The sequence below is a fragment of the Peribacillus sp. JNUCC 23 genome, from assembly GCF_053653995.1.
The window spans coordinates 728,013-750,802 of record NZ_CM132202.1; the positions used below are offsets into that span (position 1 = coordinate 728,013).

Below are 22,790 nucleotides of genomic sequence, written 5' to 3' on the forward strand. Positions count from 1 at the left end.
ATTTAACTAAATTAGATATCCTAAAAATATATTAATACACGTTGGTGCATTAAGTTACTTGTGTATATAATTATAAATAGACACAGGATGTTTGCAATTATCAAATAACTACGATTCGTGCATTAGTGCACAAATCGATTAAAATTGTGAATTACTTTAAAGAAAGTTTGGTGACCCTCATCATGTCTAAAGTGGATAGAAGAATACTCAAATCTCAAGAAGCTATAAAAAAAGCTGTTATTGAACTGATGTCTGAAAAAAAATTTGATGACATTACGATACAAGATATTTCCGATAGGGCAAATGTTAGCCGAAGAACCATTTATCTACATTACATGGATAAATATGATCTGCTAGATAAGCTCATTGAAGAACATATTAACGCTCTACGGGAAATCTGCGAACCGGAAACTGAAACGGATTCTATAGATGGAAGTGTGACTTGGTTCGATTACTTTGAAAGTAATTATTTATTCTTTTCGTCTATGTTAGCCAGTAAAGGTGCCCCTTTCTTTCGTAGCCGGTTCCTCGAGTTTGTCATCGAAGATATAAAGAACGTAAAGAATGGATGGAATATAACAGAAGGAAAAAATCGCGGTTTAAACGAAGATGTCATTCTTCAATTTTTTGGAACAGCTTACGTAGGGGAAGTGGAATGGTGGTTAAAGAATGGAATGCCTTATCCACCTCATGTCATGGAAGAACAAATAGGAATATTGTTTGAGAGGAATTTATAAGGTATCTTCCTATGAAAAATGTACACGTCAATTTAGAAGAAAGGGAGGGAATACCCAGAAGGTACCTAAACTAGAAATATGGTCTCATCCTATACAATAAATGCAAATTGTGAAGGATTTTAATTAAGCTGACGAGGCGGTTTTGTTGAATAACAGACAGCTATACCGATATTTGAATGATGCTTAAATAACAGGGAAAGACATTGAACCCCATTTTGGGAGTTCTACCTAGAACAAGCAAGCTACAAAAAAAGTAGCTTGCTTGTTTTTACACGTTTAATTTTGGCTTTGGTGTCGATGGTTTAATGTATTTAACTAATAGCCTACGTGAGATTGGTCCAACAATTAATAACTGAGAAGGAAGCGCCACGATAAAGTTTAGACCAACTGTTTTAAGGTAAGCTGTGAAAATTGAACCTTCAATTCCTGTCATTACCGCCATTAAAATAAGTCCGTATACTGACATAATAAGAACCATCATAGGTACCATACAAAAAGCAAGCGCCAGAATAAAGTTGATTTCTTTTGATTTATCATAAGGTAGTGATAATGCAATTTTACGCGCTTGTGGTTCAACGATTGACTCTGCAATAAAAGCGACGATAAATGTTATGACAAATTGAATTACTGCGCTCCCTACTGTATACGATGAAAATCCGTGTAAAGCTGTGTTGTAAATGGACATAATAAGAACCATTCCAAAACACATAAATAGTCCGAAAATCATGCCTTCTTTTTTATTACTAGGCAAATATAAACATCCTTTCGTAAAGAGAATAAGTGCTAATTATATATGCCTAGATTTTTTTACATAAGTGACGATTCTGTGAACTTTTTTAGATAATGTTAAATTATCCTGTTGTTTTGACGTGAAAAATAGAGCTGCAGATAGAAGACCTGTTTACGAGATTGATGATTTTCTTACATCAGCGAAGGAGGATAACGAATGATCCGATGGGGAGAAGAAGCTATTATTGAGAAGGCGTGGAGTTTATTTTTGGATGAAACTAATAGGCTATGTTTTAAATCAATGTTGAAATTTGATATACTTTCGTGAATATGCGAAAACTTTGCTATATTCAATAGAACAAATAAAAAGATTACCGTTACACTAACAACAGCATATATATTCTTTTTTAGAGGAAGTGCCTATGTTGGGCTCACAAGTAAGTCAAATTACACAGGAAGTTAAAGAATTTGTATTTGCCAAGGGGAAAGTCTGCCCTCATTGCGGTGCTGAAACTATATCAAGAAACGGAAAATAAAATGGTAAACAACGATATATATGTAAGTCATGCAGAGAGAGCTTTACTGACTTTACTACTTACAAGAGTAAGAAAACGTTAGATCAATGGCTTAAATATGCGAAGTGTATGATAAATGGTTAGTCCATTAGGAAAAGTGCCCAAATCGTTGGCATTACACATAGTAACAAATTTCTTTTGGAGGCATAAAATCCTCGACTGCATAAGACTATTTTTTGGGATAGGCTCTGTTGAAGGTGTTATTGAGGCTGCTGAAGTATTTTTTGCTGCAAGTTTTAAAGATACAAATCTTCTGAAAGGCCAAGAAAATCTCGTAAAAGAGGTAAGTAGGTTAAAAAAAGAGGTATATCTAACGAACAAGTATATATAGCAACTGCTATTGATGGGCAAGGTAATTTAATCAGGGAACTACTATGTAAGGGAAGAATGACACATCAAGAATTAGAAAGGCTCTATGATGGTCGTATAGGGGATAACTCTATCCTTTGCACGGATAGTCATAAGAGGTATGTTCAGTTTGCCCATGATTTTTCATTAGACCATCAGTGTGTAAAAAGAGGAAAACATAAAGAAGGAATATACCATATTCAACACATAAATGCTGTTCACAGCAAATTAAAGAAGTGGATGAATAGGTTTAATGGTGTTGCAACTAAATATATCAGTAACTATATGTACTGGTTCAAATGGCTTGAACTATTTGAAAATGATAAGGAAGCAATAAAGGTAAAGAACTTTATGGTTCAATGTAATGTAGCCTATGCTTATATAAAAACAGCAGAATTTAAAGAAAGAGAGCTAATATTTGTAAAGGAGATTGAGATATGACAGAAATCTGGGAATCAAGTTTTATAGAGAATCAAACGATGTGGGGATTTGAACCTTCAGACTCCGGGATCTTGACAAAGGACTTTTTCCTTGAAAAGAGAGTTAAGGATATATTGATTCCTGGTATTGGATATGGTAGAAATGCAAAGGTTTTTATTGACAACGGAATAAATGTAACAGGTATCGAGATTTCAAAAACAGCGATTGAATTGGCAAGGCAAAATGGACTTAATATGAGTATTTTTCATGGCTCAGTAACCGATATGCCTTTTGATAACAAACTTTATGATGGTATATTTTGTTATGCACTTATTCACTTATTGAATAATCGTGAGAGAGATAAGTTTATTAAAGATTGCTATAATCAGTTAAAGCCAAACGGATATATGATTTTTACTACTATTTCAAAAGAAGCCCCAATGTTTGGAAAGGGCAAACAACTGGGGAAAGACTATTTCGAGATAATGGAAGGGATAAAAATGTTTTTCTATGATTCTGACTCGATAAAACAAGAATTTGGAAAATATGGACTGATAGAATTCTCGGAAATTGTTGAGCCACATAAGAATATGGAAAATAAACCCCCATTTAAATTTATAATGGTAAAATGCCAAAAAGAACTATAATTATAATTGCATAAAAAATCAAAAATAGTGAATTGTTAATTGATAAGGCTTATGTGTAACCTATTCCTTCAAGTGCTTACGCATTATTCTTAAAAGTCGCTTAATTTTCAACACTATTTTAAAACAGAGCCAAATAATAAAAAAATTTGCCTAAAGTGGTACGAGAATGTATGCAAATGGTTGAACAAGAAGCGTTAAAATTTTAGGATGAGGAAACGTCTATATAAAGATCGTCTCTTTAGTTTTGTTAGGATGAATTTTAAAAAAGGAATAACTGAAGTCAACATACGAATGGTTGGCTTTTTGTTATGCATTCAGAAGGTGCTATGAATCAAAGTCATTGGGCTAATAAAATGGTAATATAGGATAAAAAAGGAGTTTATCTAAATAAAGGAATGTTTGAAGGGAACTTCCTTTTTATTACTTGTCATCATTGATAGATTTAGCATAATGGGAGGGGTTGTATGGCAGCTGAAAGTCTGATTAAGAGGAAATTAACAGCCACATTTGTCACGACAATGATTCCATCTATGATCTTAGCATATTTATATATGGCAGATAGTGTTAAGTCGGAATATCCTTATGGTTTAGGAGGAAGTTTTTTAGGCTGGCTATCGATATATAGTATGTATATAGGCATAATTGTCTTAATTTATGGAAATCTGGTTTCTGTTGGGTTAGAATATCTGCAAAAAAAGTGGTTTGTGAAACACATATGGCTTTACGTTTTGCTTCATGGCTTTTTTGGTTTAGCAAATGGTTGGCTTTTTCAGGAATCTACATTGGCGTTATCCGGAATGATAGTTGCTTTGTTTTATGCTTTAATCGATAGATGGCTATTTGTCAGAGCTAAGGTTCAAAAGAGTTTTAAGATGTTTTTTCTTGTTCCATTCGTAATTTGTGGTTTGCTTTGGGGCTATTTTCAGATCATGTCTGAACCTTTACCGCCCTTTACAGTAGAAGACGCTGTTGAATTTGTCACTGATGGTGATGGGACTGTTACAGATAATTTCCCTAAGAATGTTGGCAAATGGGAAGGGCAGATTGATGGTTACTATGTTGAGAAAGAAACAGCTGCAAAAGAAATAGGAAAAGAAAAATATCTCATTACTTTTACTGAAAGATGGAATAAAGGAAAGGTAAAGGGTTTCTCGTCTTTTTCTTACGAGGTAGAACGTGGATCTTTAACCGCATCTAGTAGTGAAGGGGAGGAACCTCCGTACTATAAATGAGACTCAACTAGTTAAATAATAAAAAATCAGAAGGGTTACAAATTCGGTTGTACCGATTGTAACCCTGTTTCTATTGAAAATATATGTTTCGCCATTACTACGATAAAAGAAAAATTGAAGTACTATTAAAAAATTCTATTCTACAAAAGGTTATCTTTGATTCTCTGTTTAAGAAATAGGGAAATATATTGGTTTTAAGAAATACACTGAGAAGAACTAATAAGACATAACTGAAACCATTTAAAGTAGAAATAGCCTTGATAAATCTATTGATGAATATGAGGGGAAATATTGGTCCTAATTCATTTATAGGAAGATTCGACAACCAGTTTATATCGTGTACTATAAGAATTGTTATATTTTTGAATTTACAATTAATTAATTAATAGGTAATTCTAAATACTGAAAAAATTAATATTGAGAAGATTATCACAAAACTATCATGCTATAATAAAGAGCTTTTATTTATAGAATATTAAGAAAGAGGGAATTTTATGAATCAAGAACAATATTTGAAAAAGAGAATGGGTTTTTGGTCACTTACTGCCTTATCTCTTGGCGGGATTATTGGATCAAGCTGGCTTTTCGGTCCGTGGGCAGCGGCAAAATTAGCCGGTCCCGCGGCTATTATGTCCTGGGCACTCGGTGCAATTGCGATTACACTCATAGCACTTATTTATGCTGAGTTAGGGAGAGTTAAGCCTGAAACAGGTGGTTTAGGTCGTTATCCCCTTTATTCTAATGGAAAAATGCTTGCTACAGTGACTAGTTATTCGATCTGGCTAGGCTATTGTGCTACTGCACCTGTAGAATCAGCAGGAGTTATTCAATATGCTAATCAGTTCTGGCCAGGATTGTATGATCTAACAAAGGAGCAACTTACTACATCGGGCATTTTAGCCTCTACCATTTTGATGGTATTCTTTGTTGTTTTTAACTATTTTGGAGTAAAATTATTTGCGATTACGAATACAGTTATTACGACGATTAAATTTATAGTACCGGTTCTAACGATCATCGCTTTCTTTATGACAGGTTTTCATGCAGAGAACTTTACAAGTCAAGGGTTTGCTCCTTATGGTTATGGTGCTGGATTAAGCGCGATATTAACTAGTGGGATCTTTTTTGCCTATACAGGATTTGGTAATGTGGTGATGATGAGTGGTGAAGTCGTGAACCCTAGACGTAATATTCCACTAGCTTTGATCACGTCTCTTGTAGTTGCTGCCATCTTATATGTATTACTTCAAATTGTTTTTATTGGAGCCGTTCCGCCAGATATGCTAGCAAACGGTTGGAGTGGAATTAAGTTTGATTCTCCATTTGCGAATCTAGCCCTTATGGCAAATATGGTTTGGTTATCATGGATTATTACGGCTGACGCTATGATTTCCCCAACAGGTTCAGCGTTGACTTATACAGCAGGAACTTCAAGACATGTGTTTGGAATGGCGAAAAGCGGATTTTTACCCTCGTTCTTCGGAACAATTAACAAACGATTTGGCGTCCCAACTCGTGCACTTGCGCTCAATTTCGTTATCGGATTGCTATTCTTATTCCCATTAAAAAGTTGGACTGCAATTGTTGCTATTGTAGGAGCAATTGGTATTTTTAAATATGCTTCAGCATGTGTAACTGTCATGGTTTTCCGTAAGGTTGGTTTGACACAAGACAAAGGTCTCCCAGGTATGCACATTATTGCCCCAGCAGCTTTTGTTTTTGCTACATTGCTTATTTATTGGACAAACTGGAGTAGGGTACAACTTGCAATTACAGGGTTAATTTTAGGAATTGGCGCTTATTTAGTAGTCCATTTTATTAATAAACATAAATCTATTGAAATCTTAGGTGGTATATATCTTGTTGTTTATATATTATTGCTTGTATTGATGTCCTATTTAGGGAATTTTGGTGGTAATAATATTGTTCCTGAGCCATTTATGTCTATTGTTGCGGCAATACTTGGATTTATCTTTTACAACTTTGCCGTTTATAACGGTGTTTGGTATATGCGTAAAAAAGGGAATATTGAAGAATTAAAAGAAAGTGTATCTAATTTAAAGTAATATTTTTTTAAAAGGAGAACTTGATATGAAGCTTTGGGGCGGACGTTTTAGAAAAGAAGAAAATAAATTGATGGAAGACTTTAATAGCTCACTTAAGGTCGATAAAAGGCTTTATGCTGAAGATATTAAGGGAAGCATCGCCCACGTCAATATGTTAGTGCAATGTGATTTACTCACAAAGAGAGAAGGAGAAGATATTGTAAAAACTCTTCTTTCCATTTTAGAGGATATTGAAAACGGAACTTTACTTATCGAAGGAAGTTTTGAAGATATCCACAGTTTTGTTGAAGCGCATTTGACTGAGCGAATTGGTGAAACAGGAAAAAAACTTCACACTGCACGTAGCAGAAATGACCAGGTAGCTACAGATATGAGACTTTACGCTAAAAATAAAGCGTTAGAAGTTATTGAGTATATTGAGGATCTACAAAATAGTCTTGAACAAAAAGCAAAAGAAAATAATGTGATTATGCCAGGCTACACTCATCTTCAACGTGCTCAAGTGATCACGTTTCAACACCATTTAATGGCATACTATAATATGCTCGATCGCGATAGAAAAAGAGTTCTTAAAGCAATTGATATTATGAACGAAAGTCCACTTGGTTGTGGGGCTCTGGCAGGAACGACTCATCATATAAACCGAGAAATGACAGCAGAAGAGTTGGGGTTCTCTAAACCAGTAGATAATTTCCTGGACGGAGTAAGTGATCGAGATTATCTTTTAGAATTAATGTCTGATTTTTCGATTATTATGATGCACTTAAGCAGATTAAGTGAAGAATTAATTTTATGGAGCAGCCAAGAGTTTAAATTTATAACGATCGATGACGCATACTCTACAGGTAGCAGTATCATGCCTCAAAAGAAAAACCCTGATGCTGCTGAACTTATCAGAGGAAAAACAGGGAGAGTATACGGATCACTTACTTCGCTATTAACCACTATGAAAGGCTTGCCTTTGGCATACAATAAAGATATGCAGGAAGACAAAGAACAATTTTTTGACTCATTGGATACGGTATTATCTTGTTTAAACATCATGTCTCATATGATTTCTACGATGAAAGTGAATAGTGAAAATATGAAAAAAGCCGTGAAAGAGGGCTTCCTCAATGCGACAGAGGTTGCTGACTATTTAGTTAGCAAAGGAGTTGCTTTCAGAGATGCACACAGTATTGTTGGCTCGATTGTCATTTATTGTGAAGATCATCATAAAGCGATTGAAGATTTAACGTTAGAAGAATTGAAAAGCTTATCTCCAATGATTGAAGATGATCTATATGAATACATTGATTATCAAAATATATTAAATAAAGGGATTAAAGTCGCTTTATTAAAATAAAGTGAAACTTCCATCAGTGAGGTTTTACAGCCTGTTAAACCGGGATAAATTCGGTTCTGGTTCAAATAAATTTATGGCTAGAAAACCAAATAGTTGATGTATGCTTTATTGGATTTAGGACAAATTTCTCCCTTTGGAGAGTTTGTCCTTTTTTCATTCTATGCTTTTCTTTAAGTAAAGGTGATAAAATAAGTGGAATAGTATTAATCGTTAAGGATGATTTATTTTTTCCCAATAATGATCCCGTTTTTTCTCTGTTTTCCACAAAAAAAGCGAACATTAAGTTGTTTCACAAGAAGAATATTCAGGTTTTTGTTGAATATCTATTATAAATTTGCTATATTAAAAAAGCGATAATCTTAAATATCATTACTCGTATATACTCGGTAATATGGTCTGAGCGTTTCTACCTGGTTCCCAATGAAAGAACTGGACTACGAGTTAAAGTATTCGGCTGTTCGGCTTTTTGGCCGCTGCCATTTTATGATTCAGCAAAAACATTATTTTTTGCTGAATTATCTATACTTTGACTTTGTAGGTCTAGAAGGTAGAAATCATTCTACATTTTCTAGACCTTTTTCTTTGGACCAAATCTTCCAATGTAACAAATACAACAAGAGAAAAAGGAGAGATTATTTATGAAAAACAAAAGGTTACCAAAATACGCTTTATTAGTAACGATTACTGTACTGTTATTATCAATACTAGCAGCATGTAATTCAGCTCCACAAAATGAAGCTGGACAAAAAAATACTCAACAGCCTATTATCATTCAAGGTCCAATGCCAATAGAAGCTGAAAATTTTGCAAAAAGGCTAGAAAATGTTAAAGAGGAAAAATCAGGAACTTTTGTATTTTACAAAGGAACACTGGACAATTATCCTGTCATCGTGGCTAAAACAGGTAAAGGAATGGAAAATACAGCAGCTGCTACAGCAGTGGCCGTTGAAAGATATAACCCTATAGCAATAATCAATCAAGGAACATCTGGCGGACATGATCCGAATTTAAACGTATTTGATATTGTTTTAGGAAAAAGAGTTACAAACATAGGTGCATTAAAAACTGAAAACATGAATGAAAACCAAGGAATTGATCCAACTAAATGGATACCTATGGATTTAATGGCTTCTGAAGGAAGTGCAGGAGAAGATCCTAATGCTGAAAAAATCCGGTACTATGAGGGAGACAAGGATTTACTCGCAGCTGCTAATGCAGTAAAAGATAAATACACTAAGGGTAAGGTTGTCGAGGGTACTATAGGTTCAGCAGACGTTTGGAATAATGAAGTTGACCGAATTAAATGGTTCCATACTAAGTATGGTACATCTGTAGAAGAAATGGAAGGTGCCGCAGCAGCGCAAATGGCCCAAGCTTATGATGTAGCATTCTTGGGTATTAGAGTATTGTCTAATAATAAAACCAATGGTGGTAAATACAACCCAGATACAGCATCAGCAAATCAAGAATATGTTTATGAAGTAGTTAAAAAATATATAACTACGTTGTCAAGCAAATAATATAGAAAAACAGATTAGCACCAGTTCCATTTTCAACTAAAACATAATTGATTCCCATCTCTTATCTCAGGTTCGGCTGCCTGTAGGTAAAAAAAGTGCCTCCATTTTCGAAGGCTTTAGTTCCACAAGGAATTAAACAACTTTATTATCGGTTTTAATTTCAGAAGTAAAGTTGAACTTAATCTTTTTAAAGAACTTTAAAAGGAGATACTACAATTTAAGTAGTATCTCCTTTACGTATTTATAAGTGAATTTTAATGATTTTATTATTCTTATTCAGGCGTTACTTACAAAACCAATTTAAATAGAAAGAATTGGACAAGTACATCAAGTAATAGCATTAAACACGACTTCATGCGAAATTAAACGGCCTGTCCCTAATTAAGTTTAGGGAACTGGCGACCTTATTAGAGCTTCTTCGATGTCACATATTAGCAGGTCAGCTCAGATTCTCAAAATTCTTTTTAGCTGTTAATTGTAGTGGAAAGTCGTAGCTGATTATGTGAATAATCGTCGTTAATCTTTAGTTAAGCAGCAGTTTTCGTTTGCTTCTTTGATGTGAAAAACCACTTCATCATCGGTGGCGTAACGATGGTTGTTACAAGAATGACTACAACGAGAACGGCGAATAAATCTTCGTTAAGTAGTTTGGATTCTAGACCGATTGCAGCTAAGATTAAAGCGACCTCACCACGAGACACCATCGCAGCTCCAATCCCGAGCGAGCTATTCCAACCAAATCCTGATAATTTAGCACCGATAGCTGCACCAACTAATTTTGTTAGAATAGCTACTATACTTAATACAACAATCAGACCTACATGATTCATAATCCCAGAAAATTGTGCGGTAATTCCGATTGAGGCAAAGAATACTGGAACAAAGATCGAATAACCAATGGTTTCAACCTTTTCAAAAACTTCATGTTTAAAGCCTGTTACACTAATAGCCACACCAGCTATATAAGCTCCGATTATCGCTGCTACCCCTGTATATTCTGCTAGGTAGGCATAAACAAAACAAATAATTAGAGCGGCAGAAATAACCGTTTCCGTCACTTTTAAGGAAGCGAATTTTTCCAAGAACCATGGAACTACTTTCCAAGCAACAAGAATGGCGCCTGCAAAAAATAATACTTTCTTTAAAATAACGATGGATAGATCGACTTCGCCACCAGCAAAACTCATTAAGAAAGCCAAAGCGATAATGACGACCACATCATCAATCACGGCTGCACCTAAAATGGCAGTTCCTTCAGGAGTTTTTAATTGCTTCATCTCTTTTAGTGCTTGAACAGAGATACTCACACTAGTAGCAGAAAGCAATAGACCTAGAAACAATGATTGAAAAGAAGTAAGATCCATCATCATTCCTGCAAAATACCCTACAGCAAGCGGAACAATGATTCCACCAAAACCTACAAAAGTAGACGCTTTTCCAGTTCGTTTAAATTCGTCAAGATCGGTTTCTAAACCTGCTATAAACATTAACAAGATCACACCGATTTGACTAAATGCTGCTAATGTTTCAGTCTCAGTAACTAGCCCTAACACGGATGGACCTAGTACAATACCTATTAGGAGTTTACCTAACACGGAAGGTTGCCCTAATCTTACACTTATATGTCCGGCAATCTTGGCTGCAACTAAAATAATCGCTAATTGAAGTATTAACATTTTTATCATCCTTTGTATAATTTTGTTAAAAAATACAAAAAAAGCCTGTTACCAAAGGACATACTAATCCCTTGGTGACAGGCTCCTCCAAGTACTACACTGTATTTTATTAAAATAATCATATCATTTTTAGTGGTGGAATTTCAATATTAATATTTTTCTAATTTGTGAAAAGCAGAGCGATACTCACGCACTCCTTGTCTTTACTTCAGTTCTTTTTTTATAATATTGATCGACAAAACGACCAAAAATGGATGCAAGCACTTGCTGAAATAGCATACTTATGACGACAGGTACGGCAACTTGAGCAGGAAAATAAGAAATGGCGATAACGGCACCAGTACTAATATTGCGCATACCACCTAAGAACGTTAGTGACACAACATCTTCTCTGTTCATCTTTAAAAGCCCGCCGATAAGAAAAGAAAACAAGTAGCCAGAAAAAGCAATAAGAAAGACGACAATGGCGATGAAGACCAATTTTGTGTCAATATGACGTAAATATGGAGCGATAACCGAACTATTTAACAACACAACGATTCCTAAAAAGATTTTTGAAATCGGTGAAAGGCGCGGACCTAATACGGTTTTTACCTTTCCATTTGTTACTTGATTAAGCAACATCCCAGCCAATGAAGGAAGAACGACCATCCATAGCAAACCGCCCATCATGCCGAGAATATCCATTTCTACTCGTTCGCCAACCATAAGCGACATCGTATATGGAACGATGAATGGCGATAAAAACGTATCAATTAAAATCACTGCAAGTGTAAGTGGAATGTTCCCTCGATAGATGGATACCCACAGAACACTTGTAATGCCGGTCGGAATAATCATGCCAAGAACTAATCCAGTTATCGTATAAACATCCCCGTGAAAGACAACATGACCTACACCAAAAGCCCAAAGCGGCATGATCACATGTAGAATACACATCGTAATAATGATCGGTAGAGGATGGATCATCACTTCTTTAAATGACTTAATATTTGACCCCAAACTACCCGAAAACGTCATAAATGCAAACAACCATGGAACTAAAAACGAAAAGCTATCGACATAGCTTGCAAACGTCACACCAAGCAACACACTGATAGGTGTAATAAACGGCATTTTACTTTCTAAAAAAGCATTTAATTTTTGCAGCATCTTCTAAGCGCTCCCTGAAAATAAACTATGAGATTATGAAACTACTTAAGCCTACATCGTATTGTGGAAAATAAGCAACTTCACTATTTTATGTTTTGAAGAATAAAAAATGATGGTAAAAAATTTTAAAATAGACATCAAACTTAAGTAGTTACAAAATGTATATACTCAATATAACATATCTCAGCATTCGTGTTTATGTCACTTCTCATGATATTAAATGTGAAAGAGCGGCTTACTTTTAGTAGGGACAAAGATCAGTGGGGGACTGCCCGTTAATGCGAGATAAAGGTTGTAGTGTACTTCTATGATACCGTACAACCAGAACCGAAAATGCCATCATAATATGTAAATTAAAGAACGATCCATGAGCGTCTGCTCTAAAACCTGACGATGAAAAAGGTTCAAGTTCTATAAACTGCATCATCTTATGAAGGTAGCGGAGCGATTTTGCGAAGCCCCTCCCCTTTTCCACAGAGAAAAAAGCATTACCATCAGCATGTCCTAAAAAAGGGGATTCTGTGATAATGCCGTTATTTGCGCCTTTCCCTTCTTGTTAAAGTCTTAAAGGATTCAAACTTATTAGAGCGCTATTTAGTAAAGTGTTTATTGGGCATTAAGGGTTTTAGTCGTCTAATTCCTCTTTTTTCACCCACTCTTGAGACCAATTTTCTATTTCTTTCAAAATCGGTTCTAATGAGAAACCTTTTTCCGTTAATGAGTATTCGATTCTAACAGGTGTTTCTGGTATGACATCACGCTTCACGATACCCTGCTGTTCGAGGTCTTTTAAGCGTTCTGACAAAACTCTGCCGCTAATTGCTATAGAAGATTGGATGGTGCCGAATCGTTGTGGACCGGATAATAATTGATAAATAAGTAAAGTAGTCCAGCGTTGACTTAAAAGAGAGACGGCTTTTTCAAATCGCGGACAAATAATGGATTGATTCATGCTCTTTCACTCCTTTAGTTACAATATATCATATTACAATTTAATATCATATAATTTAAATATACAAAGTTACTTGACAAGACTTCATTATAAAAATATAATAACTTACATAAAGTAACTAAAAATAAAGGAGAATAAAAAACATGAATAAAAATGAAACAGGTGCAGTTATATTACGTATTATTTTAGGTCTTACTTTTTTCATTCACGGTTTTGTTAAATTTCAAGGTGGAATAAGTAACACGGTTGGCTTTTTCGACAGTATTGGCATTCCTGGGTTTGTAGCTTATCTCGTCGCAGCTATAGAGTTAATTGGTGGAATTGCGTTGATACTAGGTATTGGAACACGAATTGTTTCGGTGTTGTTTGCTGTTATTATGTTAGGAGCCATATTTACAGTAAAACTTCCTCTCGGGTTTCTTGGTAATGGGCAAATGGCAGGATATGAATTTGAATTAGCGCTGCTTGCTATGGCTATTTTCCTCGCTTTTGCAAATCGCTCTCTTTTCTCATTAGACAATAAAATTTTTAATAAAGAAGGGAAGTAGTAAAAATGGAAAAGTTTCATCAAAAGCCAATTACGTTTGTTGGAGAAGTTAGTATTAATGTAATGGAATTGGATCGTGCCATTACGTTTTATCAAGAAATTATCGGTTTTCAAGTTTTGGAACAAACTGAACGTAAAGCGGTTTTAACAACAGACGGTAAAACCCCGTTGCTTACGCTTGAACAGCCAGCTGATGTGATTGCTAAAGAAGGGCGTACATCTGGCTTGTATCATTTTGCCCTGTTGTTGCCCACTCGAGCTGATTTGTCAGTCTTCTTACGCCATTTACTTCAGACGGGCTATCGATTTGGAGCGTCGGATCATTATGTAAGTGAAGCTTTGTACATTTCTGATCCGGACGGGAATGGGATTGAAGTATACTGGGATCGCCTGTCTTCTGAATGGTCATGGTCAAATGGAGAAGTAGCAATGGCAACTGAACCGTTAGATGGGGAAAGCTTACTTGCTGAAAGTCATGCCGAGTGGAGTGGATTGCCAGCTGATACGTTGATGGGGCATATTCATTTACATGTAGCGGATCTTCAAAAAACGGATGAGTTTTATGTGAAAGGGCTTGGCTTTACCGTTGTAAATCGATTTGGAGGGGCTCTCTTTACTTCGACAGGTGGATACCACCATCATATCGGTTTAAATACATGGAATGGTGTTGGTGTTCCTGCACCTCAGAAAAACAGTGTTGGACTTAATTGGTATACACTCGTTTACGCAAATGAAGAAGCAAGAAGCAAGGTGATTGTACAGCTGGAACAAATCGGTGCTATAGTGAAACAAGAAAACGATGTATATGTGACAGCTGATCCATCAGGAAATGAAATTCATTTAGTTATTTAAAGCTTTTTTTGGAGGAACGTATGATGAAAGAAGATAATACATTAAACGATTCTAGTTTTGAAATCGGGATTTATACGCTTGGTGATATCGTTCCAGATCCCCATACTGGTAAAGTAATTAGCGCCCACCAGCGCTTGACAGAAATAGTAGATGCAGCAAAACTAGCTGATGAAGCAGGACTAGACCTTTTTGGTTTAGGTGAACATCATCGTTTAGACTATGCGGTTTCAGCTACTCCAGTCGTACTTGCTGCAATTGCGCAAGTAACGAGACAGATTAAATTGACCAGTGCGACTACTGTATTAAGCACGGTCGATCCTGTTCGCTTATTTGAAGACTTTTCGACATTGGATCTGCTATCAAACGGTCGCGCTGAAGTTATTGCGGGGCGTGGGGCGTTTATAGAATCTTTCCCGCTTTTTGGATATAACGTCAACGAGTATGATGAATTGTTCGAAGAGAATATTGATTTGTTTTTAAAACTGAACGAACAAGAGAAGATTACGTGGGATGGTCGGTTCCGCTCAAGTCTTCAGAATGCTGAGATTGCACCACGACCAGTTCAAAAGCAACTGCCACTTTGGGTTGGTGTTGGTGGATCACCTGAAAGTGCAGAAAGAGCAGGTAAGTTTGGAGTTGGGATGGCTCTAGCCATTCTCGGCGGCGATCCAAATCGATTCAAACCACTCGTTGATATTTATCGCAAAGTGGGCGTTGAAGCGGGTCATCATTTGAATGATTTAAAGGTAGGCGTAACTGGGCACACATTTATGGCTGAAACAACGGAACAAGCCAAGGACGAATTCTATCCATATTATTCAAATTACTGGGAGTATGTGAATCGTCAACGAGGGATGAATACACGAATGTCTCGGGCTGATTTTGAACAAATGTCAAGTCCAGACACTGCATTGTTTGTTGGTAGCTCCCAGCAAATTATTGAAAAAATCCTGTATCAGCATGAATTGTTCGGGCATCAGCGATTTATCGCCCAGATGGATATCGGTGGGATCCCATTTGCTAAAGTTGCGAAAAATATTGAACGATTAGCAACAGAAGTAGCCCCGGTTATCCGACGTGAATTAAGTAAATAATCGTTTTGAAATAGTCATTTTAATGAAAATGATGGATTAAAGGAACCGGCATGTTATATAATGTTGGTTCCTTTTTTATGAAGGACGTGGGGACGGGGCTTCGCGACTTACTACTATAACCAATCGACTTAGCAGGCATACTTTCTTTATTAAGAAAGTACCTCAAAATCTGGCTCCGCACAGCCACCATTGTGATTAGGCGAGTGTAGCGTGTTACAGGATTCATCACAGTGGTGGCGTTTTAACGCCATATTTGTTTTTTATTGAAGCTTACCCTTCCATAGAGTGAGTCTCCTTTTGGGAAATCAACTGTTCGCCCATTCCTTCTTTGTGTAATTGTGTGGATAATATGAAAGCCGTAAGCAGAAGTCCAGAACAAAGTAGTAATGATGAGGGGATGCCCCCAAGATGGTCGATCATCCAGCCGCCAAGCCCAGGTCCAACTAATTGTCCAGCAGCAAAATAAACAGTTACATATCCCAATGCAATTGGTGCATATGCTGGCTGAATTTGTTCTGTCGAAATAGCTTGAATGAGAGAAAGCATTCCGACAACCGTAATTCCCCAGAGGAACTGGCTGATTACAAACCCGATAAGTTCGGGGAAGGTAATGGGAATGAGCATCGCAATGGTCCCCAGGAAAAGTGTGATCAATAAGGACTTCTTCCGCCCAATTTTATCCGAAATCATTCCCCATATCGGTCCACTAAAAATGGACATAAAACCACCCAAAGCGACAATTTGACCAGCCGAATAGCGATTAATATGAGCTTCTAAAATAAAACTAAAAAGGAAGTTCTGTGGAATTAAATATGCAAATCCAATCAATCCGTAGATACAGGCTACTAATAAGATTCTTTTATGCAAGTACACCTCGCGAAATAGAGAAGTTTTTTCTTGCGTTATTTTAGGTAAAGATATGGGTGGATCTCTGAGAATTATCTGAGCAACAAAGGCAGATAGTAAAGAAAACAGTCCGTATAACAGCCAGATATATCGCCAACCATTTCCAGAAAACCAAGCTGTAAAGAATGGTATGAGTGCGCTAGAAAACAATGTTCCTAGTCCTAACCCACTTAAAAGAAATCCGATCATCATACCTCTTTGCCGTGGAAACCAACCGACAACAATATTAACCAATGGGGTATACGCGAAAGCCGCACCAACACCGAGAAGTACCATACCTATTAAGCAGGAAAAATAATTTTGAACCCAGGGCATGTACAGCAACCCACAAGTAACAAGTAATGTCCCTAGGATTACTAAACGTTTCGACCCCCATTTTGCAGCGAAAATGCCAGCAAAGAGAACCAATCCCAAATAGCCGATCGAAGTTGATGTGCTCAGAACACCTGCTTGTTCATAGGTAAGCGATAAACTGTCCTTCATAAAGGGCATTAGAATCCCGTAAGACATTCTGCCAAAGCCAAGAATACTAATTGTCACCATAGCGCTCGCAAAGGCATACTTCCAAATTTTTTGCTCATGACTCATCATTCACACCCCGATATTTTACTGACTTCCATTCTTTTCCTAGACTCATATCTATCTTTCATTCACTACTTATGATTATTGATTACCTATGTTCTGCAATGGAATCTTAAATTTTAAGGGTATTCAGTTATTTTTTTCATCCCACTCTTCTAATGACATTATGTTAGCATTTTCGCTAAGATCCAATCTTAATGGAGTCATTAATTCAAGTAAGTTGCCATCAGGGTCTTGGAAATAAATAGCAGCGTGGGCGTTTCGTGTGTTTGATAAGACGAGCGGTTGTTTCTCTGGCGGAATTCCAAAAGTTTCAATTATTTGTATCCCTTTTGATTCAAGCCACTCTTTCGCATTCCTGATATCTTTTGTATCAACATGCCATGCAATATGCCTTAAAGAGGGGTGATATGGCGTGTCAACTTTATCTGTTTCCCACAAACCTAACCAGCTATGCCCCTTCTCAATCCAGAAGAAAGCTAATTTTTCATGTTGATAGGCAATTTCTAAATCTAACTTTTTATAAAACTCTATTGAGTTCAAAAGATTAGTTACAGGTAGATGTGCTTCATAAAGACCTTTGATCATCGTAATCGCTCCTTTTTATTATATATTTAAGGATTGATGTGCTACTTGGAATTATTTCTAAAAAAAAGAGAACCAATAAGGCTCTCTACGATTATCATTGCTCATACTAATGATTTTCCATATCCTACTCGTTTTAGCAATGGCTTCATCACTATACTCTGATGATAATGGTAGAGGTTTACGTGTTAAAGTGTCACTCACAAATCCATATGAATTTTCTAATCTAATTGATTGAAACAAACTAGCAACAAAGTTAAGGATGCAATAAAAAATTTCTTTATCAGAATACCCATCATTTTAATTATTTGAATAAACTGAATTATATAATTATATACTATTTTTTTCCTTTTTCAAATGAATTTACATTATTATTTTGATTGCAGGGTTAACGATCCAGTAAGATAGAAACTGAGAGCATACGTCGATAGATCTATATAAAAAAGTAACATGTTTTTGAACAATTCTTTTCTAGAAAAGTCTGATTATTTATGGTACACTAATAAATCGTAAAGCCCTCGCGTTTAACAACTTGAGGGCATTTTTGTTTGTCTTTTTAGAGTTATGGGAACTCTAAAAAAGGGAAATCATACTTGTATGACATGGATAAAGGGGTATAACATGAATCAAGTTCAAAAATTTGCTCTGATGGTTTCGTTGATATATTTCCTAATTGGTATTCTGTGGATAATTGGTACTGATTCGATATCTTTGCTAATAGCAGCGGAAAACTTTCACTCTTATGTAACCTTTCAACGAGCGAAGGGTTGGGGTTATATTTTCCTGACTGGATCTGTTTTATATGTATCACTCATTTATTGGGGAAAGAAATTACTACATTCGGAAAATGAGCTGAAACGAAAGGATGTTCAATACCGTTCGCTGTTTAAACATAATCCGGATGCTGTCATTGAGTTGGATTTAGAAGGAAATATCAATTCGATCAATCCTGAGGGAGAAAAAATACTCGGAGTTACTGAAGACGAAGTAAGGGGGAAATGCCCGACCTCTGCTATTTTTATCGAAGATGTTGAAAAGATTCAAGAGTATTTTTTGTTAACGTTAAATGGAGTAAAGTCTTACTTTGAAGCAATCATCCATACAGATGGTAAGAAGAAAATTCTAAGATGCTCAATCTTTCCCATCATTATCACGGAAGAAATTGTAGGTGTATACGCTCTTTGTAGAGATGTGACGGCCCAGCGTAATGATGAAGAGATGCTAATTGCCTCTGAAAAAATGACGGTGATTGGCCATTTGGCAGCAGCAGTTGCCCATGAAATACGCAATCCTCTAACTTCATTAAAAGGATTTGTACAATTGATGCGTACGGAGAAGGAAGTTGACCCTCACTATCTCAAGATTATGGAAGAAGAGATTGAACATATTAACATTATTTCAAGTGAGTTATTAATACTTGGAAAAAAACAAGAGATTTCACTGCGGCTTCGTAATGTTCGTGAATGTGTATCGAAAGTTGTGTGGTTAATGAAAGCCCAGGCAAATTTAGACAATCTCGAATTGGAGTTGATTGAGGTTTCAGATGAGCCAATCTACATTATTGCAGATGATGTACAATTGAAACAGGTGTTTATTAACCTGATTAAGAATAGTATCGAAGCTGTAGATAAGGATGGGAAAATCAAAATTGAAATCAAAAAAACAGAGAGTGATGCGATCATCACGGTATCCGATAATGGCAAAGGCATTGATGAAGAACGATTGAAATATCTTGCCCAGCCTTTTTATTCGACAAAAGAAAAAGGAACAGGGCTCGGTCTCGCTGTTTCCTACAAAATCATTCACCGCCACAACGGGGAAATGAGCTTTAAAAGTAAAAAAGGACAAGGTACAATTGTAACTGTTAGGATTCCATTAGCAAGTGACGAAGAACAAATGTTACTATAAAGATAGCTTAAAGTGCGTGTTCAAAAAGGATAAAAATGCCGAGAAGTTCTGCGGGCGCATCTCAAGAACCTTTTGTGTATGCAGTAACGCTGAGGACCGGACTTGCACAGGATGCACGCGATTTTAACAGAAGGTCAAAAATGCACTTTGATGCAATTCGCTAGCTTTTTTACCGGACTTTTTGAACATCCTCTTAGAGATTAAAGGAGAGTACTATGACTGACACACCTGAATTTATTAAAACAATGAAACCGTTTATCCAAACAGCTTGGGAGAAATCTGGATTTTCCCGGTCGACTCCCATTCAAAGTAAAGCTATCCCAGTGATAACCGCAGGAAAAGATATCCTCGCTGAATCACCAACTGGTACAGGGAAGACTCTTGCTTATCTACTACCTGTGCTTGAAAAAATAGATCACGAGAACAAATCGGCACAAGCCCTTATTATGGCGTCGTCACGTGAGCTTGTGATGCAAATTGCCGAAGAAGTCCGAATCTGGGCAGAAGGCAGCGGAATTACAGGGGCTGCGTTCATCGGTGGTGCAAATGTAAAACGTCAGCTCGAAAAATTAAAAAAACGCCCGCAAATCATTGTCGGAACACCGGGACGTGTATATGAGTTAATTATGCAAAAGAAAATGAAAATGCATGAAGTGAAAACGATTGTACTAGATGAAGGTGATCAATTGATTGTGCCAGAGCATATGGGGACGATCCAAAACATAATCAAGACAACGCAAAAGGATCGCCAAGTACTGATGTTTTCGGCTACTCTTCCGGATCAGACTGAGAAACTGGCCCGTGATTTAACGAACGAACCGGAAGTTGTCCGCGTTGATAAGAGCGAGAAAATGGAATCCAAGGTGGATCATATCTATTTCGTTGTCGAACGACGTGAAAAATCCAAAGTTCTTGAAAAAATTACTCGTCTAGAAGGATTAAAGGGACTTGCTTTCTTAAATGATATCGCCGAAATTACCGTGTTAAAAGAGAAACTCGATTATAAAGGGATTAAGCTCGGTGTACTTCATGGCGAGTCCAATAAAATGGATCGTGAAAAAGCATTAAGACATTTACGTTCTGGTAAAATGCCTTTATTATTAGCAACAGATGTTGCGGCAAGAGGTTTAGATATTAAAGGTCTTACTACCGTTGTACATGCTGACATAGCAGACAGCGTGGACCAATACGTGCACCGTTCAGGTCGTACAGGACGAGCCGGTGCAGATGGTACAGTCATTTCGATTGTCACAGAACGCGAAGAGCGCGAGTTGAAGAAACTGGCTCGCGAGCTTGATATCACATTAAGCAAGAAAACATTTTATGGTGGAGAAATTGTAGACGCCAATCGATAAGGAAGGAGGGATAGCTGTGATTACGGCTATCTCTTTTTTTCGGTTCAATATAAGTTCTAAATATGGGTGACAATAAAAAGGTTTGGGTAATTTACAACTACGGAAACATGAATAAAAAGCAGCGGAATTATGAGGGATTCTCGCTGCTCCTTATTACCTCAAGAAAATTACTGTCCTTTTAAAAACCATCTTCGGAAGCGGAAAACGGAATGTTTAGTCTATTTTCTACTGCACGTAGGCGTTGGTTTAATCTGTTCAGGCGGCGTGTATGTCGCTGATCATTTTGATTTAGTCGAATGACCTCTTGGTTAACCCGCGTGATTTCTCTATTCAAACGTGTAATCTCTTGATTTAGTCTGCTTAGTTCTTGAACTTGCTGCTCATTTTGTCTTTCAAGTTGTCTAACTCTTCTCTCCAGTTGCGGTTGTCTATCAATGTCCTCTTGTTCGTATTGTTGAAATTCAGAATTAGTCGGATACTGTGAATAATAAGCATCTTGTTGTGGAACATATTCAAACTGTTCTGGAGCATAATCAAACTGTTGTCGTGGAATATACTCTGGATAGTAACCATATGGATTCATCTTACGCCACTCTCCTCTTGAAGTCTGGGTTAATACCCTATACTCTATGTGGAAGTTCGTAAAGGAACAGGGCTAATACCCAAATATCGATTTTTTTTGCGAACTCGAAATATAATTACGTTACTTGTTGACAAAAAGTAAGTGCGGGTGTATATTTTTAATTAGAGATATATCAAATCAAGATATTGTGTATGCAGATTTTGATTAGAAGAAATTAGGGGATATTTTGTAGGCAATAGAATAAAAAATCGTATTAAGGTGAAATTAAAAAAGACTGCCAATATATGATTGATTTATTCTTAGTGGTACTAATAAATACAGGCGGTGAAAGTATTGGGTTTTTTCGATAAATTATTTGGGAAAGCAAATAATAATACAGATGAAATAGGAGGAAATGAAATGTTGAAAATTGGGATTGTTTTAGGTAGCACACGTGAAGGACGCGTAAGTCCACAAGTAGGAGAATGGGTAAAAGGGATTGCTGATAAACGTGGCGATGCAGAATATGAAATCATTGATATTGCTGATTTCAAATTGCCGTTTTTAGGAACAACTGATGGAACAGAGCCAGGCATTGCAGCTTGGAATGAAAAACTTGCTAACTTAGATGGATTCGTATTCATTGTTCAAGAATACAATCACAGTATTACAGGAGCATTAAAAAATGCCCTTGATTTTGCTCGTGACGCTTGGAACAACAAAGCTGCAGGTATCGTAAGCTACGGTTCAACTGGTGGAGCTCGTGCAGCTGAACATTTACGTGGAATCATGGGTGAATTAATGATTGCGGACGTTCGTGTACATCCGACATTATCATTATTCACAGATTTTGAAAACGGCAGTGTTTTCAAACCAGCTGAATTACATCTTGATAATGTAAATGCAATGTTAGATCAAGTTAACGCTTGGAGTGGCGCATTAAAAACTTTGCGTAAATAAGTAGTGTAACGAAGAAGGAGAGGATGACAAATCCCCTCCT

At 36.6% G+C, this 22,790-nt stretch carries 19 protein-coding genes, 1 pseudogene and 1 riboswitch; of the genes and pseudogenes, 13 read left to right on the forward strand and 7 right to left on the reverse strand.

The annotated features are described in order from the left end of the window. The first annotated feature begins 182 nt into the window (after window positions 1-182). A complete protein-coding gene (locus JNUCC23_RS03565) occupies window positions 183-737 on the forward strand; it encodes a TetR/AcrR family transcriptional regulator (protein WP_062184372.1) in 555 nt (184 codons plus the stop codon). Window positions 738-1,005: 268 nt separating this feature from the next. Here JNUCC23_RS03565 and JNUCC23_RS03570 read toward each other — a convergent pair whose 3' ends face one another. Next, the gene (locus tag JNUCC23_RS03570) at window positions 1,006-1,488 is read right to left on the reverse strand and encodes a DUF2798 domain-containing protein (RefSeq protein WP_403074627.1); all 483 of its coding nucleotides are present in this window, start codon (window positions 1,486-1,488) and stop codon (window positions 1,006-1,008) included. Between the two features lie 319 nt (window positions 1,489-1,807). Between JNUCC23_RS03570 and JNUCC23_RS03575 the strand changes: the two are divergent. From JNUCC23_RS03575 to JNUCC23_RS03600, 6 genes and pseudogenes are all read left to right on the forward strand, one after another. After that, window positions 1,808-2,830: pseudogene (locus JNUCC23_RS03575) on the forward strand (IS1595 family transposase). Beyond that, window positions 2,827-3,456 (forward strand): class I SAM-dependent methyltransferase, encoded by a 630-nt coding sequence (locus JNUCC23_RS03580; RefSeq protein ID WP_403074625.1) that lies wholly within the window; start codon window positions 2,827-2,829, stop codon window positions 3,454-3,456. The pseudogene JNUCC23_RS03575 and the gene JNUCC23_RS03580 overlap by 4 nt, the downstream one beginning before the upstream one ends. Before the next feature lie 464 nt (window positions 3,457-3,920). Continuing rightward, the gene (locus JNUCC23_RS03585; RefSeq protein WP_403074623.1) at window positions 3,921-4,688 is read left to right on the forward strand and encodes a hypothetical protein; all 768 of its coding nucleotides are present in this window, start codon (window positions 3,921-3,923) and stop codon (window positions 4,686-4,688) included. Between the two features lie 494 nt (window positions 4,689-5,182). Then, window positions 5,183-6,754, forward strand: coding sequence for an APC family permease (locus JNUCC23_RS03590; RefSeq protein ID WP_062184357.1), 1,572 nt, complete (start codon window positions 5,183-5,185; stop codon window positions 6,752-6,754). 25 nt (window positions 6,755-6,779) lie between these two features. Further along, the gene (gene argH, locus JNUCC23_RS03595; protein WP_454214339.1) at window positions 6,780-8,099 is read left to right on the forward strand and encodes an argininosuccinate lyase; all 1,320 of its coding nucleotides are present in this window, start codon (window positions 6,780-6,782) and stop codon (window positions 8,097-8,099) included. Between the two features lie 353 nt (window positions 8,100-8,452). Further along, a riboswitch (purine riboswitch) is annotated at window positions 8,453-8,556 on the forward strand. A 181-nt stretch (window positions 8,557-8,737) separates the two neighbouring features. Beyond that, complete coding sequence (locus JNUCC23_RS03600) at window positions 8,738-9,619, forward strand: 5'-methylthioadenosine/S-adenosylhomocysteine nucleosidase (RefSeq protein WP_454214341.1); 882 nt, start codon at window positions 8,738-8,740, stop codon at window positions 9,617-9,619. Between the two features lie 527 nt (window positions 9,620-10,146). Here the strand turns inward: JNUCC23_RS03600 and JNUCC23_RS03605 are convergent. The 3 genes from JNUCC23_RS03605 to JNUCC23_RS03615 form a co-directional block, all read right to left on the reverse strand. Then, on the reverse strand, window positions 10,147-11,295 hold the full coding sequence (locus JNUCC23_RS03605) for a cation:proton antiporter (RefSeq protein WP_454214343.1): 1,149 nt from the start codon (window positions 11,293-11,295) through the stop codon (window positions 10,147-10,149). A 186-nt stretch (window positions 11,296-11,481) separates the two neighbouring features. After that, window positions 11,482-12,447, reverse strand: a complete 966-nt coding sequence (locus tag JNUCC23_RS03610; protein WP_454214345.1) for a bile acid:sodium symporter family protein — start codon at window positions 12,445-12,447, stop codon at window positions 11,482-11,484. Between the two features lie 625 nt (window positions 12,448-13,072). Further along, window positions 13,073-13,399 carry a winged helix-turn-helix transcriptional regulator gene (locus tag JNUCC23_RS03615; RefSeq protein ID WP_062184345.1) on the reverse strand — a complete coding sequence of 109 codons (327 nt, stop codon included), beginning with the start codon at window positions 13,397-13,399 and terminating at the stop codon, window positions 13,073-13,075. A 143-nt stretch (window positions 13,400-13,542) separates the two neighbouring features. Between JNUCC23_RS03615 and JNUCC23_RS03620 the strand changes: the two genes are divergently transcribed. Genes JNUCC23_RS03620 through JNUCC23_RS03630 form a run of 3 tightly spaced genes read left to right on the forward strand, consistent with a single transcriptional unit; the run spans window position 13,543 to window position 15,892 of the window. Next, a complete protein-coding gene (locus JNUCC23_RS03620; RefSeq protein ID WP_062184342.1) occupies window positions 13,543-13,947 on the forward strand; it encodes a DoxX family protein in 405 nt (134 codons plus the stop codon). Window positions 13,948-13,952: 5 nt separating this feature from the next. Further along, window positions 13,953-14,798, forward strand: a complete 846-nt coding sequence (locus tag JNUCC23_RS03625) for a VOC family protein (RefSeq protein ID WP_454214348.1) — start codon at window positions 13,953-13,955, stop codon at window positions 14,796-14,798. 23 nt (window positions 14,799-14,821) lie between these two features. After that, window positions 14,822-15,892, forward strand: coding sequence for an LLM class flavin-dependent oxidoreductase (locus tag JNUCC23_RS03630; protein WP_403075199.1), 1,071 nt, complete (start codon window positions 14,822-14,824; stop codon window positions 15,890-15,892). 270 nt (window positions 15,893-16,162) lie between these two features. On the opposite strand, the gene JNUCC23_RS03635 is transcribed toward JNUCC23_RS03630, so the two are convergent. Both JNUCC23_RS03635 and JNUCC23_RS03640 read right to left on the reverse strand, forming a co-directional pair. Beyond that, on the reverse strand, window positions 16,163-17,386 hold the full coding sequence (locus JNUCC23_RS03635; protein ID WP_403074611.1) for a YbfB/YjiJ family MFS transporter: 1,224 nt from the start codon (window positions 17,384-17,386) through the stop codon (window positions 16,163-16,165). A gap of 123 nt (window positions 17,387-17,509) precedes the next feature. Next, a complete protein-coding gene (locus tag JNUCC23_RS03640) occupies window positions 17,510-17,968 on the reverse strand; it encodes a VOC family protein (protein WP_454214350.1) in 459 nt (152 codons plus the stop codon). A 618-nt stretch (window positions 17,969-18,586) separates the two neighbouring features. Between JNUCC23_RS03640 and JNUCC23_RS03645 the strand changes: the two genes are divergently transcribed. Both JNUCC23_RS03645 and JNUCC23_RS03650 read left to right on the forward strand, forming a co-directional pair. After that, window positions 18,587-19,873, forward strand: a complete 1,287-nt coding sequence (locus JNUCC23_RS03645; protein ID WP_454214352.1) for an ATP-binding protein — start codon at window positions 18,587-18,589, stop codon at window positions 19,871-19,873. Window positions 19,874-20,088: 215 nt separating this feature from the next. Next, on the forward strand, window positions 20,089-21,228 hold the full coding sequence (locus JNUCC23_RS03650; protein ID WP_403074605.1) for a DEAD/DEAH box helicase: 1,140 nt from the start codon (window positions 20,089-20,091) through the stop codon (window positions 21,226-21,228). Window positions 21,229-21,406: 178 nt separating this feature from the next. Here JNUCC23_RS03650 and JNUCC23_RS03655 read toward each other — a convergent pair whose 3' ends face one another. Further along, complete coding sequence (locus JNUCC23_RS03655) at window positions 21,407-21,811, reverse strand: hypothetical protein (protein ID WP_062184321.1); 405 nt, start codon at window positions 21,809-21,811, stop codon at window positions 21,407-21,409. A 333-nt stretch (window positions 21,812-22,144) separates the two neighbouring features. Between JNUCC23_RS03655 and JNUCC23_RS03660 the strand changes: the two genes are divergently transcribed. Continuing rightward, window positions 22,145-22,750, forward strand: coding sequence for an NADPH-dependent FMN reductase (locus tag JNUCC23_RS03660; RefSeq protein WP_403074601.1), 606 nt, complete (start codon window positions 22,145-22,147; stop codon window positions 22,748-22,750). Window positions 22,751-22,790 lie beyond the last annotated feature (40 nt).

Excerpts from the sequence above, each read along its gene's own strand:
- JNUCC23_RS03565 (WP_062184372.1), top strand. The coding sequence starts at position 183 with ATGTCTAAAGTGGATAGAAGAATACTCAAATCTCAAGAAGCTATAAAA.
- JNUCC23_RS03580 (WP_403074625.1), top strand. The coding sequence starts at position 2,827 with ATGACAGAAATCTGGGAATCAAGTTTTATAGAGAATCAAACGATGTGG.
- JNUCC23_RS03585 (WP_403074623.1), top strand. The coding sequence starts at position 3,921 with ATGGCAGCTGAAAGTCTGATTAAGAGGAAATTAACAGCCACATTTGTC.
- JNUCC23_RS03590 (WP_062184357.1), top strand. The coding sequence starts at position 5,183 with ATGAATCAAGAACAATATTTGAAAAAGAGAATGGGTTTTTGGTCACTT.
- argH (WP_454214339.1), top strand. The coding sequence starts at position 6,780 with ATGAAGCTTTGGGGCGGACGTTTTAGAAAAGAAGAAAATAAATTGATG.
- JNUCC23_RS03600 (WP_454214341.1), top strand. The coding sequence starts at position 8,738 with ATGAAAAACAAAAGGTTACCAAAATACGCTTTATTAGTAACGATTACT.
- JNUCC23_RS03605 (WP_454214343.1), bottom strand. The coding sequence starts at position 11,295 with ATGTTAATACTTCAATTAGCGATTATTTTAGTTGCAGCCAAGATTGCC.
- JNUCC23_RS03610 (WP_454214345.1), bottom strand. The coding sequence starts at position 12,447 with ATGCTGCAAAAATTAAATGCTTTTTTAGAAAGTAAAATGCCGTTTATT.
- JNUCC23_RS03615 (WP_062184345.1), bottom strand. The coding sequence starts at position 13,399 with ATGAATCAATCCATTATTTGTCCGCGATTTGAAAAAGCCGTCTCTCTT.
- JNUCC23_RS03620 (WP_062184342.1), top strand. The coding sequence starts at position 13,543 with ATGAATAAAAATGAAACAGGTGCAGTTATATTACGTATTATTTTAGGT.
- JNUCC23_RS03625 (WP_454214348.1), top strand. The coding sequence starts at position 13,953 with ATGGAAAAGTTTCATCAAAAGCCAATTACGTTTGTTGGAGAAGTTAGT.
- JNUCC23_RS03630 (WP_403075199.1), top strand. The coding sequence starts at position 14,822 with ATGAAAGAAGATAATACATTAAACGATTCTAGTTTTGAAATCGGGATT.
- JNUCC23_RS03635 (WP_403074611.1), bottom strand. The coding sequence starts at position 17,386 with ATGAGTCATGAGCAAAAAATTTGGAAGTATGCCTTTGCGAGCGCTATG.
- JNUCC23_RS03640 (WP_454214350.1), bottom strand. The coding sequence starts at position 17,968 with ATGATCAAAGGTCTTTATGAAGCACATCTACCTGTAACTAATCTTTTG.
- JNUCC23_RS03645 (WP_454214352.1), top strand. The coding sequence starts at position 18,587 with ATGAATCAAGTTCAAAAATTTGCTCTGATGGTTTCGTTGATATATTTC.
- JNUCC23_RS03650 (WP_403074605.1), top strand. The coding sequence starts at position 20,089 with ATGACTGACACACCTGAATTTATTAAAACAATGAAACCGTTTATCCAA.
- JNUCC23_RS03655 (WP_062184321.1), bottom strand. The coding sequence starts at position 21,811 with ATGAATCCATATGGTTACTATCCAGAGTATATTCCACGACAACAGTTT.